This is a genomic window from Bradyrhizobium sp. INPA03-11B, from assembly GCF_040446015.1.
GTDB lineage: Bacteria > Pseudomonadota > Alphaproteobacteria > Rhizobiales > Xanthobacteraceae > Bradyrhizobium > Bradyrhizobium macuxiense_A.
This window is the reverse complement of the sequence record NZ_JASGSR010000107.1, coordinates 11,649-27,007: the sequence shown is the minus strand read 5'-3', so window position 1 is coordinate 27,007 and position 15,359 is coordinate 11,649. Positions and strand designations below refer to the sequence as shown.

The following is a 15,359-nucleotide window of genomic DNA, read 5'->3' as shown; positions in this document are numbered from 1 at the left end:
GTTCTACGCCACCAGGACGCGCGGCGCGGCCGCATTTCTCGACGAGCTCGGCGCGTATCGATCGAGGGTACATCTCGATTTCGACGACGAGCGATCGGGCCGGGTCTTCGACCTCCCGGCGATCGTCAGGAAGGCGCCGGCTGGCGCGCATCTCTACTGTTGCGGTCCGGTGCCCATGCTTGAGGCATTCGAGGCGGCGACCGCCGATCGTCCGGCCGATCATGTGCATGTCGAATATTTCAAGGCGCGGGAAGCTCCGGCGACGGAAGGCGGCTTCGAGGTCAAGCTCGCACGAAGCAATCGCACCATCTCAGTCGAGGCCGGAAAGACCATCCTCGACGCGCTGCTGGATGCCGGCATTGCCGCGAACTACGCCTGCACCGAAGGGGTCTGCGGCACCTGCGAGACGCGTGTGCTCGAGGGCATACCCGATCATCGCGACCAGTTTCTGAGCGAGGAAGAGCAGGCGGCGAACAAGAGCGTCATGATCTGCTGCTCGGGCGCCAGGTCCCGCACGCTGGTGCTCGATCTCTAAGAACAATATCCAAGGGTGGAACCAATGAAGTATCTCTCGCACATTGTCGGAATGGCGCTGCTGGCGGCTTGCGCCACCTCGCCGGCGTCGGCGGACGCTGCGCGTTCCCTGAAGATCGGCGTGCTGAATGACGCGTCCGGCCCTTATTCGGACAATGCCGGCGAAGGCTCGGTGACCGCGGCCAAAATGGCCGCCGAGGACTTCATGCGGCTTCATCCGGATTTCAAGGTCGAGATCGTCTCGGCCGACCACCAGAACAAGGCCGACGTCGGCGCCGCGATCGCGCGCCGCTGGATCGATCAGGAGAAGGTCGATGCGGTCGCCGATGTGCCGAACTCGGCGGTCGGGCTCGCGGTCAACGAAGTCGTGCGTGGCACCAAGGCGGCGCTGATTGCCTCGAGTGCCGCGTCTTCCGACCTGACCGGGAAATACTGCTCGCCCAACACGATTCAATGGACCTTCGATACCTGGGCGGCCTCGCATACCATCGGTGCCTATCTCGTGCGCCACGGCGGCAAGAAATGGTACTTCATCGCCACCGACAATGCGCTCGGCAAGTCGATGGTGCGCGACGGCACGGCAGTGATCGGCGCCGGCGGTGGCACCGTCCTCGGATCGGTCAATGTGCCGATCAACAATGCCGACTATGCCTCGTTCATCCTGCAGGCCGACAGCTCGGGCGCCGACGTGATCGCGTTTGCGACCGCCGGCGGCGACACCGTCAGCCTGATCAAGCAATCCGCCGAGTTCGGGCTGAAGCAGAGCGGACGCACTTTCGCGGCGCTGCTGACCACCACCAATGATGTCGAATCGAGCGGGCTTGCGGTCGGAGAGGGGCTGATCATCACCCAGCCGTTCTACTGGGACCTCAACGACGCCAGCCGCGCCTGGTCCGCCAAATTCAGCGAACGGCAGCATGGGCAATCGCCGACTGCCTTCCATGCCGGCGTCTATTCCTCGGTGCTGGCCTATCTGAACGCGGCATTGGCGGCGGGAACCAATGACGCACCGGCCGTGATCCAGAAGCTGAAGGAGGCGCCGATCGACGACGCCTTGTTCGGGCCGGTCGTGGTGCGCGCCGACGGCCGTGCCATTCACAACATGTACATCCTGAAAGTGAAGAGCCCGAATGCGTCGAAGAGCAAGTGGGATCTCCTTGAGCAGGTCGGCGTGCTCACAGGGCCGGAGGCGTTCCGGCCGCTCGACCAGGGCGGTTGCTCGCTCGTCGAGTCATCGAAGAGCAATTGACGACAACGGCTGCCGCCCTCGGATCAACACATTCTCAAACTGATGGACGTCCCAATGCTGGACCAGCTCGAAGCCGACTTCCCCGAGCAGACGCCGCGCCCTGCCGATGCGCCCAGGGCGCTCGAGGGGGTCAGGGTGATCGATTTCTCGCATTTCATCGCCGGACCGTTTGCCACCATGATCCTCGCCGACATGGGCGCCGAGGTGATCAAGATCGAGGCGCCCGGCCGCGGCGACGATTTGCGCCGCTATCCCCCCGTGCATCCCGATCTCAGGCACGGTGCGCCGTTCCTCTGGACCAACCGCAACAAGCGCAGTGTCGCCCTCGATCTCAAGTCGCCCGAGGGCCTGAAGGTCGCGCGTGAGCTGATCGCGACGGCTGATGTCCTTGTCGAGAATTTTTCGGCGAGCGTGATGGCGCGGCTCGGGCTCGACTACGAGAGCTGCTGCAAGATCAAGCCCGAGATCATCTATTGCTCGGTGTCGGCCTATGGCCGCGACGGGGCGTTCTCCGACCGGCTCGGCTTCGATCCGATCGCGCAGGTCGAGAGCGGTTTCGTCTCGATGAACGGCTATGCCGACCGGGAGGGCGTGCGGGCATTGTCGCCGGTGATGGACATCAGCACCGCGATGATGGCCAGCAATGCGATCCTTGGCGCGTTGTTCGCGCGCGAGCGTAGCGGGCAGGGGCAGGCCATCGAGGTGTCGCTGTTCGAGAATGCCGTCCTGATGACCGGCTACGCGACCATGCAGTCGCTGTTCAACAATGCGGATCCAAAGCGAAGCGGCAATACCAGCCCAGATACGTGTCCGTCGGGTGTGTTCCTGGCGAGCGATTGCTCGTTCTATATCAACTGCGGCAATGACAAGATCTTCCAGCGCCTGATGGCGCAGGTGCTCGAGCGCGAGGATCTCGCGGCGGCCGAGATCTATGCGACCGGCCCCGATCGAATCCGTCGGCGTGAGGAGTTGTTCGCGATTCTCGGCGATGCCTTTGCCCGGCAGCCCTGGTCGCACTGGCAGTCGCGCATGCGGGCGGCCGGAGTGCCGTGCGGCCAGGTGCGCACCGTCGGCGAGGCGATCCGCTCGCCGGAGGCGAGGGAGCGCGGGATCGTCACGAGGATCCCGCACGACACGGTGGGGTGGGTGCCGAACGTGAACCTGCCGATCCGCTATTCGCGGACCCCGATCGTCGATCCCGTTGCGGCACCGGCTGTCGGGCAGCACACCGAAAATGTCCTGCGCGAGTTGCTCGGCTACGATGAGACGGAGATCGCGCGCCTTGCCAAGGACGGAGCGTTCGGCAGCCAGGCCTCGCGACAGGATGCCAAGCCGTGACGGGGCGCGGGCGCGACGAGCGGACGCTGCGGGGCCGCGTGGCGGTTATCGGGATTGGTGAAACCGAATATTATCGCCATGGCGCTTCGCCCGATCCGGAATTCAAGCTCGCGCTGAAGGCCATTCTGGCGGCGTGCGAGGATGCAGGCCTCGATCCGCGCGAGATCGACGGGTTCTCGTCCTACAGCGACGATCGCAGCGAGGCGTCGCGGCTGGCCGCGGCGCTGGGGACGCATCGATTGCGTTCGGCGACCATGCAATGGGGGGGAGGCGGCGGCGGTTGCTGTGCCGCGGTTGCCAATGCGGCGGCCGCGATCGTCGCGGGCCTCGCCGATTGTGTCGTGGTGTTCCGCTCGCTGGCGCAGGGCCAGTATGGCCGCTTCGGACAGGCGGGCGGCATCCACACCGTGTCGGGCGAACGGTCCTATCTGATGCCTTATGGCGTGCTGGCGCCGCCGCAGCGCTTTGCCATGCGGGTGCAGCGCTACATGCACGACCACGGCGTCCGGCAAGAGGCGTTGCGCGCGATCGCGCTTGCCTCCTATCACCATGCCCAGGCCAATCCGCGCGCGGTGATGCAAGGCAAGCCGTTGGATGTCGAGAAGTATGACGCCTCGCGCTGGATCGTGGAGCCGTTCCATCTCTACGATTGCTGCATGGAAAATGACGGCGCAGCGGCCTTGGTGCTGGTATCGGCGGAGCGTGCCGCGGAATTCCGGCGCAAGCCGGCCTATCTGCTCGGTGCCGCCTTCGGATCCGGACATCGTGCGGCGGCGACGGCACACAACGCGCCGCTCTACGCCACTGCGAGCTTCGACACCGTCGCCCCCGATCTCTATCGCATGGCCGGGGTCGAGCCGTCAGATGTCGGCGTGGTCCAAGCGTACGAGAATTTCACCGGCGGCGTCGTGATGGCGCTGGCGGAGCACGGCTTCTTCAAGCCGGAGGAGGCCAACGACTTCCTGACCTTCGAGAACCTGACCGCGCCGTCCGGGCGGCTGCCGCTCAACACCAGCGGTGGCAATCTTGCCGAATGCTACATGCACGGCTTCGAGCTCGTCCTTGAAGCAGTGCGCCAGGTGCGGGGCATGTCGACCAGCCAGGCCCGGCGCAGCGACGTCGCATTGGTCATCGGAGGTCCGATGGTCTCTCCCGCAAGCAATCTCATTCTGGGGTCGGAGGCCACCCTATGAGCAATCCGAGCACGCGCTATCTCCCGGCAGGCCTGCCGATTCCGGTTGCAGAACCTGACGGCCTGTCTGCGCCCTACTGGGAGGGATTGCGTCAGGGCAGGCTCTTGGTGCAACGCTGCGGCCGTTGCAACACATGGCAGTTCGGCCCCGAATGGCTCTGCCATCGCTGCCACGCGTTCGACCCGGCCTGGACCGAAGTCGAGCCACGCGGCCGGATCTACAGCTGGGAACGCGCGTGGCATCCGTCGCATGCGGCGCTCAGAGGGCATGGACCTTACATCGCGGTGCTGGTCGAACTGCCGCATGCCGGCGGCATTCGCATGGTCGGCAATCTGCTCGGCGATCCCGAACAGACGGTTGCCATCGGCGCTGACGTCGAAGGGGTCTTCGAGCATCATCCGGAGCAGGATCCGCCTTACTCCCTGCTGCAATGGCGCCGGCTGTAGGTTTCCCCGGAGTTACTATCCATCCCTGCGTCTATACGGGCAATCGATCGCGCGTCTACCGGAGATAGCTGGTCCACGGACCGCTGCACCTGTGATCCGTCGCGGGTGACATCCGGTCTGCCTGCTTTCGCGTCAGCGTCGCTGACAGGATGAGCTGCGAGGGTCCTTGTCTCGCGGCAGATGACATGCAATCTTCCGCTCCCGGCAATGCTGTTCGAGAGCAACAAGAACAATAATCCCTCTCGTCCCTCCAATTCTGTCGAGGGCCTGATCATGTCGAATCCTACCCAAGCGACCTCCGCTCCGTGGCGGATAGGAGTCCTGTTTTCGCGAACCGGCTTCATGTCGGTGATCGAGGAAACCCAGTATCAGGGCACGCAGCTGGCGATCGAGGAGGTGAACGAGGCGGGCGGGGTCTGCGGCCGCGAACTGGTTCCCGTCGCCTACGACCCTGGTTCGGATTCGGCGGCCTATGGCCACTACGCCAAGCGGCTGATGGTCGAGGACCAGGTCAGCACCATCTTCGGCTGCTACACCTCATCAAGCCGCAAGGCGGTGTTGCCGGTCGTCGAACGGCTGAACGGCCTGCTTTGGTACCCGACGCTCTATGAAGGGTTCGAGGCGTCGCCGAACGTCATCTATACCGGCGCCTCGCCGAATCAGAACAGCCTCGCGCTGTGCCGCTATCTGATGGATACGTTCGGAACGCGATTCTATTTCGTGGGTTCGGACTACATCTATCCGCGCGAGTCCAACCGGGTGATGCGCGAGCTGCTGAAGAGCAACGGCGGCTCGGTCGTTGGCGAGCGCTACGTCAATGTCTACGCGCGCTGGCAGGACTTCGTCCCGATCATCCAGGACATCAAGCGGGTCAGGCCCGACGTGATCTTCTCGACCGTCGTCGGCGAGGGCACGGTGTTTCTCTATCAGGCCTATGCGAATGTCGGGCTCGATCCGAAGCAGGTCCCGATCGCCAGCCTGACCACGACGGAAGCCGAAATCGCCGCGATGGGCTTCGACGTCGGCGAAGGACACGTCACGGCGGCATCCTATTTCCAGGGCGTCGAGGGCAGCGCCAACAACGCGTTTGTGCAGCGCTTCAAGAAGCGGTTCGGCGCCGACATCTCGACCAACATGTGCGCCGAGGCGTCCTATTTCCAGCTGCATCTGTTTGCCAAAGCGCTCGAGCAGGTCAATTCGCTCGACACCGAAGTGCTCCGCTCCATGGTGTTCGGCACCAGCTTTGATGCACCGCAAGGTGCGGTGACGGTCAACCCGATGTCGGGCCACACCGATCTGTGGACCCGGATCGGGCGTGCCAACCGCCAGGGACAGTTCGATGTCGTCAGCCAATCAAAAGAGCCGGTGCATGCCGATCCGTTCCTGATCGGATATGGTCGTGCAACGCAAACAGGAAGCGTCCAATGAACGAAATGTCGCGTAAGCTGCAGCTCAGCCGAGACGTCGGCGGACGCAAGACCATGGTTCAGGAACTCGCCGATCTCTCGGCCGTGGTGGTCGCACCGGTCGACGATCAGGTCGGCATGTTGCTGCGCGAATTGCAGCGATTCCGGATGCGGGTGCGTCAGGTCTGGCCGATGCCGGAAAGCGTGCCGGCCGATGCCGACGTGGTGTATTGCGAATATTCGCCTGACCTCGCGCGGCGCCTGCCGTGGATTCCCGGCGATGCGCGCTCGGCGCTGGTCGTGATCCTGCCGGCGACGGAATCCGTTCACGCCGACGCGTTGTGTCATGCGACGCCCAACGCCGTGCTGCCGCGGCCGTTTACGCAGAATGCGGTGCTGTCGAGCCTTGTGCTGGCGCGCAGCCAGTTTGGTTATGAACGGCGGCTGCGCAGCAAGATCGAGAAGCTCGACGACAATCTGCGCTCGATGCGCACGGTGGAGCGCGCCAAGGCGATCCTGATGGCGACGCGGCAGATGCCGGAAACCGAAGCCTATGGCTTCATCAGACGGCAGGCGATGGATCGTCGCGTGTCGGCAAGCGCAGTCGCCGCGGCGATTGTTGACTCGTTCGAACTGCTTGGCTACGATCATCAACAGTAAGCCCCAATAGCGGGGCCGGCGGCGACAGCGCCGCCTTCGACACAACCGGCAACAAAGCCCTCCCAATGCTCGCGTAAGCGCGCATCGGGAGGGCTTTTTGTTTTTTCAGTCCTGAAGGGAGCTAGGGATGAGCATTTCACGGCGGACTTTGCTGAGGAATACCGCGGCGCTTGGCGCATTTGCCGGCGCCGGACTGCCGCACATCTGGATCAAGAACGCGGATCTCGTTTACGCCGCGGGCGGCGAGATCAAGGTCGGCGTGCTGTTCTCGCTGACCGGAACGACTGCGATCATCGAGGAATCGCTCAACAAGGCGACGCTGCTTGCGATCGAGGAAATCAACGCCGCCGGCGGCATCAAGGGCAGCAAGATCGTGCCGATCGTCGAGGATCCTGCCTCCGATCCTGCGACGTTCTCGGAGAAGGCGCGCAAGCTCGTCGTCGGCGACAAATGCGTCAGCGTGTTCGGCTCCTACACGTCGGCGAGCCGCAAGGCGGTGCTCCCGGTCTTCGAGCGCCAGAACAACCTCTATTGGTACCCGACGCTCTACGAAGGCCGCGAGTGCTCGAAGAACGTCATCTACACCGGCGCGGTGCCGAACCAGCAGCAGGACGAGTTCGTGCCCTGGCTGGTCAAGAAGTTCGGCAAGAAGTTCTATCTGATCGGCTCCAACTACATCTATCCGAAGGAAGAGAACAACTACTGCAAGAAGCTGCTCGAGAAGCTCGGCGGCGAGGTCGTGGCGGAAGAATATGTGCCGCTCGGCCATTCCGAATTCTCTTCCGTCATCAATAAGATCCGCTCGACGCAGCCGAACGTGATCTTCTCCACCGTGGTCGGCGATTCCGTGGTCGCGCTGCATCGTCAGTACAAGGCTGCCGGCCTCGATCCCGAGAAGATGCCCATGGCGAGTCTGACGACTTCCGAGAACGAGGTCGCGGCGATGGGCGGTGAGGCCGCCGCCGGTCACTTCACCTCGGCGCCGTACTTCATGGTGCACAAGTCGCCGGAGAACGAGAAATTCGTCGAGGCCTACAAGAAGCGCTGGGGCGCCGACAAGGTGACGCATTTCGTGTCGGAGGCCTGCTACTTCCAGACCTACCTGTTCAAGCAGGCGGTCGAGAAGCTCGCCACCAGCGATCTCACTCCCCCGAACATCCGCGACGCGGTCAAGGGCCAGAGCATGATTGCGCCGCAGGGCAAGGTCGAGATCGAGCCGGAGAACCTGCACACCTGGCTGTGGCCGAAGATCGCGCAGGCCAAATCGAACGGCCAGTTCGAGATTCTCGTCGAGGCCAAGGAGTGGCTGAAGCCGGTGCCTTACGCGGCCTATCCCGGACAGTCCTGCACCGAAAAGGGTCTGGTCGAGAAGAGCTGACGGCGGGGCTGACGAGGCCGTCGGTGTGCGGCGCCGGCGGCCTGCACCCCGTAGTGAATGCAGCCTTGCGCACGTGGTGCGAGAGGCAGGACGCAGCAAACGAACATTGAAGAACGGATCCCGACGTGGACCAATTCATCGAACAAATCGTCACCGGCCTCAGCATCGGGTCGATCCTGTTGCTGGTCGCGCTCGGCCTGTCGATCATCTACGGCTCGATGGGCATCATCAATCTCGCCCATGGCGAATTCGTGATGCTCGGCGCCTATGCCGCCTGGGTGTTCCACACCTATCTCGGGCTCGGCCTGCTGGCGAGCCTGGTTCCGATCTTCCTGGTGGTAGCCGCATTCGGCTGGGTCATCGAACGCTATGTGCTGAGCCTGCTCAACAACCGGCCGCTGGATACGATCCTCGCGACCTGGGGCGTCGGCATCATGCTGCAGCAGGCGGTGCGGCTATCGGTCGGTAGCGAGCTGCGCTACGTGCAGCTGCCGCCGGCGCTGTCCGACAGCATGGACGTGTTCGGCATCCCGGTGTCGTCGTATCGGGTGTTCCTGTTCGTGGTTTCGATCGCACTGTTCGGGGCGACCTGGTTGCTGATGAACCGCACCCCGATCGGGATGAAGCTGCGTGCGATCATCCAGGACCGCTCGGTCGCCGCTTCGTTCGGCATCAACGCCAAACGGGTCTATGCGCTGACCTTCGCCTATGGCGCCGGACTTGCGGGCCTTGCCGGCGCGCTGGTGTCGCCGCTCAAGAGCGTGTCGCCCGATATGGGCACCGGCTACGTCGTCGATGCCTTCATGGTGGTGGTGCTGGGCGGCGTGCAGAGCCTCGCCGGCACCGTGGCGAGCGCCTTCATCCTCGGCGAACTCTCCGGCGGCATCGCCTTCCTGCAGAACGACACGGTCGCCAAGGCGATCGTGCTGCTCGCCATCGTCGTCCTCATCCGTTTCCGCCCCGAGGGGCTTTTCACCGCACGCGTGCGGGCTTGAGACAGATCGCTCATCTATGCCGTCCAATGCTCCTAACTCCAGCGGATTGCAGCGCCTGATCGCGCAGCTCGCACCTCTGCTGATCGTCTGCGCGATCGTGTTCGCGCTGCCGGTGCTGCTCAACAACGACTTCCTGCTCAACAAGGTCGCGCGCTACCTGGTGCTCGGTATCCTCACCGTGTCGCTCGGGCTGTCCTGGGGATTCGGCGGCATCCTCAATCTCGGCCAGGCGATGAGCTTCGGGCTCGGCTCCTACGCGATGGCGATGGCGCTGAAGCTCAAGACCGTTCCTGTGCACACCGGAGCAAGTGGCCTGCCGGACTTCATGGTCTGGAACAATGTCCAGCATTTGCCGTGGTTCTGGGAGCCGTTCCGCTCGCTGACTTTTGCGATTGCCGGGGGCCTGATCGTGCCGGCGCTGGTCGCGGCGGCGCTCGGCTGGTTCATGTTTCGTGGGCGTGTGACCGGCGTCTATGTCTCGATCATCACGCTCGCCACCATGGTGGTGATCAATCTCGTGATCATCGACCAGCAGAGCTACACCGGCGGCTTCAACGGCATCACCGATCTCGCCCAGCTCGAGATCTTCGGCATCGCGTTCGATGCCTATGGCCGCGCCACCTACTATCTCGTTGCCTGTTGCGTGTTGCTCAGTTTGCTGGTCGCCTTCGCCTTCACGAAGTCCAAGGCCGGCCTGATCGTGCAGGCGATCCGCGACCATGAGAGCCGGGTGCGCTACTTCGGCTACGACGTCGCGCTCTACCAGATCTTCGTGTTCGCGCTGTCGGCCGCGATCGCAGGCCTTGCCGGCATGCTCTACACGGTGGTGATGGAGTTTGCCTCGCCGACCTTCCTTGGCGTGCAGCTTTCGCTCTCGGTGGTGGTGTGGTGCGCCGTCGGCGGCCGGCAGAGCCTGGTCGGCGCGTTCCTCGGCGCGGTGCTGGTCGCGGGCATGCAGGGCGCGCTGTCGGAATCTGCGGCGTTCCTGGAAACCTGGACGCTGGTGATGGGCGCGCTGTTCGTGCTCGTGGTGCTGTTCCTGCCGAAGGGGCTGGCCGGCCTCGCACAGGTCGTATGGCGCTGGATCGTGCAGCGCCGCCAGGCAGCGGGCCGCGGCGTTGCGCAAGGCGTCGGTCAGACGGAGGGCAGCACATGAGCTCGCACCTCGATCTCCGTGACGTCTCGGTCAGCTTCAACGGGTTCAAGGCGCTGAATGCGCTCAACATGAGCGTGCGCAAGGGCGAGCTGCGCTGCCTGATCGGGCCGAACGGCGCCGGCAAGACCACGGCGCTGGACATCATCTGCGGCAAGGTCAAGCCGAGCGCCGGCACCGTCAGCTTTGACGGCACCGCGCTGCAGGATCTCGAGGAGTACGAGATCGCCCGCGCCGGCGTCGGCCGCAAGTTCCAGGTGCCGAGCGTATTTCGCGAGCTCTCGGTCTCCGAGAATCTCGACGTGGCGCGGGCGCGCCGCACCTCGGTGCTCGGCAATCTGCGCTGGAGCATCGGCAATTCCGGGCGCGAAGACATCGCGCGTCTTGCCGAGCTGGTCGGGCTCACCGAGCAGCTTGACCGTCCGGCTGCCTATCTGTCGCACGGCCAGACCCAGTGGCTCGAGATCGGCATGCTGGTCGCCCAGGACGCCGAGCTGATCCTGATGGACGAGCCGACCGCGGGCATGACCGCGCAGGAAACCCGCAAGACCGCCGAATTGTTCGCGCGGCTGAAGGGCAAGCACACGCTGATCGTGGTCGAGCACGACATGGGCTTCGTCAAGGCGATCGGCGACATCATCTCGGTGATGCATATGGGCCAGATGCTGGCCGAAGGCACCGCGGCGGAAGTGGAGGCGCATCCCGAAGTGCGGCGCGCCTATTTGGGATCGGGAGGCATTAGCCATGCTTGAGCTGACCGACGTCGACGCCTTCTATGGCAACAGCCGCGCCCTGCAGGGGATCAACCTGATGGTCGGCAACGGCGAGTTCCTCTCGGTGCTCGGCCGCAACGGGGTCGGCAAGACCACGCTGATGCGCAGCATCCTCGGCCTGATGGACCGGGTCACAGGGCGCCTGTCGCTCGACGGCGCCGACATCTCGCCGCTGCGGACCTATCAACGCGCCAAGGCCGGCATCGCCTATGTGCCGCAGGGCCGTGGGATCCTGCCGAAGTTCACCGTGCGGGAGAACCTGACGCTCGGGACCTTCGCCGCGAGATCCGCTGGCGGCATCGAGGAGTGGGTGCTGGAGCTGTTTCCGGTGCTCAAGGATTTCCTCAATCGCTACGGCGGCAATCTTTCCGGCGGCCAGCAGCAGCAGCTTGCGATCGCGCGTGCGCTGCTCGCCCAGCCCAAGGTCATCCTGCTGGACGAACCGACCGAGGGCATCCAGCCGAACATCGTCGAGCAGATCGAGGATGTGATCACGCGGCTCAATCGCGAGCGCGGGATCACGGTCGTGCTGGTCGAACAGAATGTCGCGTTCGCGCGGCGCGCGTCGCACCGCTTCGCGTTGCTCGAGAAGGGACGCGTCGTCGCCAAGGGCGCGATCGGTGAACTCACCGATGATCTCATCCAGCTGCACATGGCCGTGTAGCGGGAATTATCGTTCAGGAAAGGGAGTCGAGACATGTTGCATGGAGATATATCGAGCAGCAAGGACACGGTCGGCGTTGCCGTGGTCAATTACAAGATGCCGCGTCTGCACACCAAGGCCGAGGTGCTGGATAACGCGCGCAACATCGCCAAGATGGTCGAGGGCATGAAGCTCGGCCTGCCGGGCATGGATCTCGTAATCTTCCCGGAATACTCGACCCACGGCATCATGTACGACTCCAAGGAGATGTACGAGACCGCGTCGTCGGTACCGGGCGAGGAGACCCGCATCTTCGCCGACGCCTGCCGCAAGGCCAAGGTCTGGGGCGTGTTCTCGCTGACCGGCGAGCGTCATGAGGAGCATCCCAACAAGGCGCCGTACAACACCCTGATCCTGATGAACGACAAGGGCGAGATCGTCCAGAAGTATCGCAAGATCATGCCGTGGGTCCCGATCGAAGGCTGGTATCCCGGCGACTGCACCTACGTCTCGGAGGGGCCGAAGGGCCTGAAGATCAGCCTGATCATCTGCGACGACGGCAACTACCCGGAGATCTGGCGTGACTGCGCGATGCGCGGCGCCGAGCTGATCGTCCGCTGCCAGGGCTACATGTATCCGGCCAAGGAGCAGCAGATCCAGATCTCGAAATCGATGGCCTGGGCCAACAACTGCTACGTCGCGGTCGCCAATGCCTCCGGCTTCGACGGCGTCTATTCCTACTTCGGCCATTCGGCGCTGATCGGTTTCGACGGGCGGACGCTTGGCGAGTGCGGCACCGAGGAGAACGGCATCCAGTACGCGCAGCTCTCGGTGTCGCTGATCCGCGACGCCCGCCGCAACATGCAGTCGCAGAACCATCTCTTCAAGCTGATGCACCGCGGCTACACCGGCCTGATCAACTCCGGAGACGGCGACCGCGGCCACGCGGTTTGCCCGTACACCTTCTACAAGAACTGGATCACGGATCCCGAAGGTACGCGGGAGATGGTCGAGGCCATGACCCGTCCGACCGTCGGGACCGACGAATGTCCGATCGAGGGCATTCCGAACCAGAAAGTCGCACATCGCTAGGCGATACCGATGATCGGCGCCGGCGCGAGGTTTCGCGCCGGCGGGATTCGATGCAACGGCGAACACTTCCTCGCGGAAGAAAAAGGGGGCACATCATGAGCAGCCAAGCGAATGACGGACTGGTTCATCAGGCCGAGGGGCAGATCGACGACCTTCTCGGTCATGAATTCGAGCACGAGCCGGTGCCAATGACTGCCCGGCGCAGCGCCTTCTCGGTCACCATGGTGTGGCTCGGCTTTCCGATGATCATCACCGGCGCGATGACGGGATCGCTGCTGGTGCTGGGCATGGGGTTCAAGAATGCGCTGGTGGCCATGATCATCGGCAATCTGATCATGTTCGCCTATGTGGGCGCGCTCGGCTTGATCGGCACCAGGCGCGGCATGAACTTCGCGCTGATCGCGAGCATCGTGTTCGGCAAGAAGGGCTATGTGCTGGCGTCGGGCCTGCTGTCGACCCTGCTGCTCGGCTGGTATGCGGTGCAGACCGGCATCACCGGCGCACTGATCTCCTCGACCTACGGCCTCAACTATGTGGCGATGACGATCGTTGCCGGCGTGCTCTATATCGGGATCACCTTCGTCGGGGTGAAGGGATTGCACTATATCGGGCTGGCGTCGGTGCCGCTGTTTGTCGTTCTCGGCCTCTGGGTCGCGGCCGATGCTGCGTCGACCACGACCGCAGCCGCGATTTTCAGCTATGCCGGCAACAATGGCGTGGCCAGCATGTCGATGGGCGTGGGCCTCACCGTGGTGCTGGCGCTGTTCATCGACGCAGGCACGGTGACGGCGGACTTCAACCGCTGGGCGCCGAGCCCGCGGGCGTCGCTGTTTGCCACGTTCAGCGCGTTCCCGTTCGCCAATCTGGTGGCGATGCTGGTTGGCGGCGTGATGACGGCTGCGCTTGCCGTGCCGAACGCCAATCCATTCGGCGTCGACAACATGTTCGGCTTCATGAACGGCAAGCAGCTCACCTGGCTCAGCATTCTCGCGTTCATCTTTCTCTACACCAATCTTGGATCGGTCTGCTCGCACTGCCTGTACAATGCGGCGACCGGCTGGTCGCGTATCCTCGGCACCAACATGCGGCTGATGGCCGTGATCCTCGGCGCCATCGGGATCGTTGTCGCCGCGGGCAATGTCTGGGCGTTCTTCATCCAGTGGCTGTCGCTGCTCGGGATCCTGGTGCCGCCGATCGGCGCGATCATCCTTGTCGATCAGTATCTGCTGCGGACCGAGGCGCGCGCGGACACAGACTGGCGTGCGAAGCCGTTCATCGCCTGGGGCATCGGGTCGCTGTGCGCCTTTGCAGTTGAAAACCTGATGCCGGGGCTGTCCACTGCGATATCAGCCGCGCTGGTCGCCGGCATCGTGTACGGGGCGATCGCGCGGGTGGACTCTTCGACCGAAAAGGTGGCGCGTCCCGCCTAAGCGATCAGCTCAATCAAGCAAGAAGGGTACATCAATGAGCGTCGACTATCAGATCTATGATCTCGGCAATCTGACCTTGCAGTGCGGCGCGACCATCCGCGACTGCAAGCTCGCCTACAAGACGTTTGGCCAGCTCAACGCGGCCAAGGACAATGTGATCGTCTATCCGACCTGGTACTCCGGCCAGCACTACGACAATGAATGGCTGATCGGGCCGGGCATGGCGCTCGATCCGGCGAAATACTTCATCATCATCCCCAATATGCTGGGCAACGGCCTGTCGTCATCGCCGAGCAATACGCCGGAGCCGTATAACGGGCCGCGGTTTCCGCAAGTGACGGCCTATGACAATGTGCGCGCCCAGCACCGGCTGGTGACCGAGAAATTCGGCATCAAGCACATCCGCCTGGTGGTCGGCTGGTCGATGGGCGCGTTGCAGACGTTCCATTGGGGTGCGCTCTATCCCGACATGATGGATCTCTTGGCGCCGTTCTGCGGTTCGGCAAAATGCTCGCGGCACAATTATGTGTTCCTCGAAGGCGTGAAGGCCGCGCTCACAGCGGATGCCGCCTGGAAGGAGGGCTGGTACACCGACAAGCCGGCCCGCGGCCTGCGCGCTGCCGCACGGGTCTATGCCGGCTGGGGCTTTTCGCAGGCGTTCTATCGCGAGCAGCTCGACATCAAGACGATGGGTTATTCCTCGCTGGAGGATTTCCTGGTGGCGTTCTGGGAGGGCTTCTTCCTGCCGAAGGACCCCAACAATCTGCTGACCATGCTGTGGACCTGGCAGAACGGCGACATCAGCGCCAACGAGATCTACAACGGCGACTTCAAGGCTGCGCTGCGGGCGATCAAGGCCAAGACCTATGTCATGCCGGGGCAGACCGATCTCTACTTCCCGCCGGAAGACAGCGAGAACGAGGTCGCCAACATGCCGAACGCCAAGTTCGTGCCGGTGCCGTCGATCTGGGGCCACTTCGCGGGCGGGCCGGGGACCAACCCCGTCGATGTCGCCTTCATCGATACCAAGCTCAAGGAACTGCTCGCGTCGTGAGTTCGAACGATTGCG

At 63.7% G+C, this 15,359-nt stretch carries 15 protein-coding genes; all 15 read left to right on the top strand.

Features of this window, described 5'->3' with window-relative positions; translation table 11 throughout:
* A partial coding sequence (locus QMZ05_RS31765; RefSeq protein WP_353704339.1) for an iron-sulfur cluster-binding domain-containing protein occupies window positions 1-535 on the top strand: 535 nt, incomplete at its 5' end.
* Window positions 536-559: 24 nt separating this feature from the next.
* Window positions 560-1,783: an ABC transporter substrate-binding protein gene (locus tag QMZ05_RS31760; RefSeq protein WP_353704338.1), complete on the top strand. Its 1,224-nt coding sequence runs from the start codon at window positions 560-562 to the stop codon at window positions 1,781-1,783.
* A 54-nt stretch (window positions 1,784-1,837) separates the two neighbouring features.
* Window positions 1,838-3,121, top strand: coding sequence for a CoA transferase (locus QMZ05_RS31755; protein ID WP_353704337.1), 1,284 nt, complete (start codon window positions 1,838-1,840; stop codon window positions 3,119-3,121).
* Complete coding sequence (locus QMZ05_RS31750) at window positions 3,118-4,314, top strand: acetyl-CoA acetyltransferase (protein WP_353704336.1); 1,197 nt, start codon at window positions 3,118-3,120, stop codon at window positions 4,312-4,314. Before QMZ05_RS31755 ends, QMZ05_RS31750 begins: the two co-directional genes overlap by 4 nt.
* Complete coding sequence (locus QMZ05_RS31745; RefSeq protein WP_353704335.1) at window positions 4,311-4,760, top strand: OB-fold domain-containing protein; 450 nt, start codon at window positions 4,311-4,313, stop codon at window positions 4,758-4,760. Before QMZ05_RS31750 ends, QMZ05_RS31745 begins: the two co-directional genes overlap by 4 nt.
* A 273-nt stretch (window positions 4,761-5,033) precedes the next feature.
* The gene (locus QMZ05_RS31740; RefSeq protein ID WP_198961004.1) at window positions 5,034-6,188 is read left to right on the top strand and encodes a transporter substrate-binding domain-containing protein; all 1,155 of its coding nucleotides are present in this window, start codon (window positions 5,034-5,036) and stop codon (window positions 6,186-6,188) included.
* On the top strand, window positions 6,185-6,826 hold the full coding sequence (locus QMZ05_RS31735) for an ANTAR domain-containing protein (RefSeq protein ID WP_353704334.1): 642 nt from the start codon (window positions 6,185-6,187) through the stop codon (window positions 6,824-6,826). Before QMZ05_RS31740 ends, QMZ05_RS31735 begins: the two co-directional genes overlap by 4 nt.
* A gap of 127 nt (window positions 6,827-6,953) precedes the next feature.
* Window positions 6,954-8,204 (top strand): transporter substrate-binding domain-containing protein, encoded by a 1,251-nt coding sequence (locus tag QMZ05_RS31730; RefSeq protein ID WP_353704333.1) that lies wholly within the window; start codon window positions 6,954-6,956, stop codon window positions 8,202-8,204.
* Between the two features lie 125 nt (window positions 8,205-8,329).
* Window positions 8,330-9,199 (top strand): urea ABC transporter permease subunit UrtB, encoded by an 870-nt coding sequence (urtB, locus tag QMZ05_RS31725; RefSeq protein WP_353704332.1) that lies wholly within the window; start codon window positions 8,330-8,332, stop codon window positions 9,197-9,199.
* Window positions 9,200-9,215: 16 nt separating this feature from the next.
* Window positions 9,216-10,355 (top strand): urea ABC transporter permease subunit UrtC, encoded by a 1,140-nt coding sequence (gene urtC / locus QMZ05_RS31720; protein ID WP_353704331.1) that lies wholly within the window; start codon window positions 9,216-9,218, stop codon window positions 10,353-10,355.
* A complete protein-coding gene (gene urtD, locus QMZ05_RS31715) occupies window positions 10,352-11,104 on the top strand; it encodes an urea ABC transporter ATP-binding protein UrtD (RefSeq protein WP_353704330.1) in 753 nt (250 codons plus the stop codon). Before urtC ends, urtD begins: the two co-directional genes overlap by 4 nt.
* Window positions 11,097-11,789, top strand: a complete 693-nt coding sequence (urtE, locus tag QMZ05_RS31710) for an urea ABC transporter ATP-binding subunit UrtE (RefSeq protein WP_353704329.1) — start codon at window positions 11,097-11,099, stop codon at window positions 11,787-11,789. Before urtD ends, urtE begins: the two co-directional genes overlap by 8 nt.
* A 33-nt stretch (window positions 11,790-11,822) precedes the next feature.
* Window positions 11,823-12,860 carry an aliphatic amidase gene (locus QMZ05_RS31705; RefSeq protein WP_016845713.1) on the top strand — a complete coding sequence of 346 codons (1,038 nt, stop codon included), beginning with the start codon at window positions 11,823-11,825 and terminating at the stop codon, window positions 12,858-12,860.
* Window positions 12,861-12,955: 95 nt separating this feature from the next.
* On the top strand, window positions 12,956-14,290 hold the full coding sequence (locus QMZ05_RS31700; protein WP_353704328.1) for a cytosine permease: 1,335 nt from the start codon (window positions 12,956-12,958) through the stop codon (window positions 14,288-14,290).
* 34 nt (window positions 14,291-14,324) lie between these two features.
* Entirely contained in the window at window positions 14,325-15,344 is a 1,020-nt protein-coding gene (locus QMZ05_RS31695; RefSeq protein ID WP_353704327.1) for an alpha/beta fold hydrolase, read from the top strand.
* Window positions 15,345-15,359: the final 15 nt, after the last annotated feature.

What these genes read in the sequence shown, in the direction of transcription:
- QMZ05_RS31755 (WP_353704337.1), top strand. Translation starts at nt 1,838, where the DNA reads ATGCTGGACCAGCTCGAAGCCGACTTCCCCGAGCAGACGCCGCGCCCT.
- QMZ05_RS31730 (WP_353704333.1), top strand. Translation starts at nt 6,954, where the DNA reads ATGAGCATTTCACGGCGGACTTTGCTGAGGAATACCGCGGCGCTTGGC.
- urtD (WP_353704330.1), top strand. Translation starts at nt 10,352, where the DNA reads ATGAGCTCGCACCTCGATCTCCGTGACGTCTCGGTCAGCTTCAACGGG.
- urtC (WP_353704331.1), top strand. Translation starts at nt 9,216, where the DNA reads ATGCCGTCCAATGCTCCTAACTCCAGCGGATTGCAGCGCCTGATCGCG.
- QMZ05_RS31705 (WP_016845713.1), top strand. Translation starts at nt 11,823, where the DNA reads ATGTTGCATGGAGATATATCGAGCAGCAAGGACACGGTCGGCGTTGCC.
- QMZ05_RS31700 (WP_353704328.1), top strand. Translation starts at nt 12,956, where the DNA reads ATGAGCAGCCAAGCGAATGACGGACTGGTTCATCAGGCCGAGGGGCAG.
- QMZ05_RS31695 (WP_353704327.1), top strand. Translation starts at nt 14,325, where the DNA reads ATGAGCGTCGACTATCAGATCTATGATCTCGGCAATCTGACCTTGCAG.
- QMZ05_RS31745 (WP_353704335.1), top strand. Translation starts at nt 4,311, where the DNA reads ATGAGCAATCCGAGCACGCGCTATCTCCCGGCAGGCCTGCCGATTCCG.
- QMZ05_RS31760 (WP_353704338.1), top strand. Translation starts at nt 560, where the DNA reads ATGAAGTATCTCTCGCACATTGTCGGAATGGCGCTGCTGGCGGCTTGC.
- QMZ05_RS31735 (WP_353704334.1), top strand. Translation starts at nt 6,185, where the DNA reads ATGAACGAAATGTCGCGTAAGCTGCAGCTCAGCCGAGACGTCGGCGGA.
- urtE (WP_353704329.1), top strand. Translation starts at nt 11,097, where the DNA reads ATGCTTGAGCTGACCGACGTCGACGCCTTCTATGGCAACAGCCGCGCC.
- QMZ05_RS31740 (WP_198961004.1), top strand. Translation starts at nt 5,034, where the DNA reads ATGTCGAATCCTACCCAAGCGACCTCCGCTCCGTGGCGGATAGGAGTC.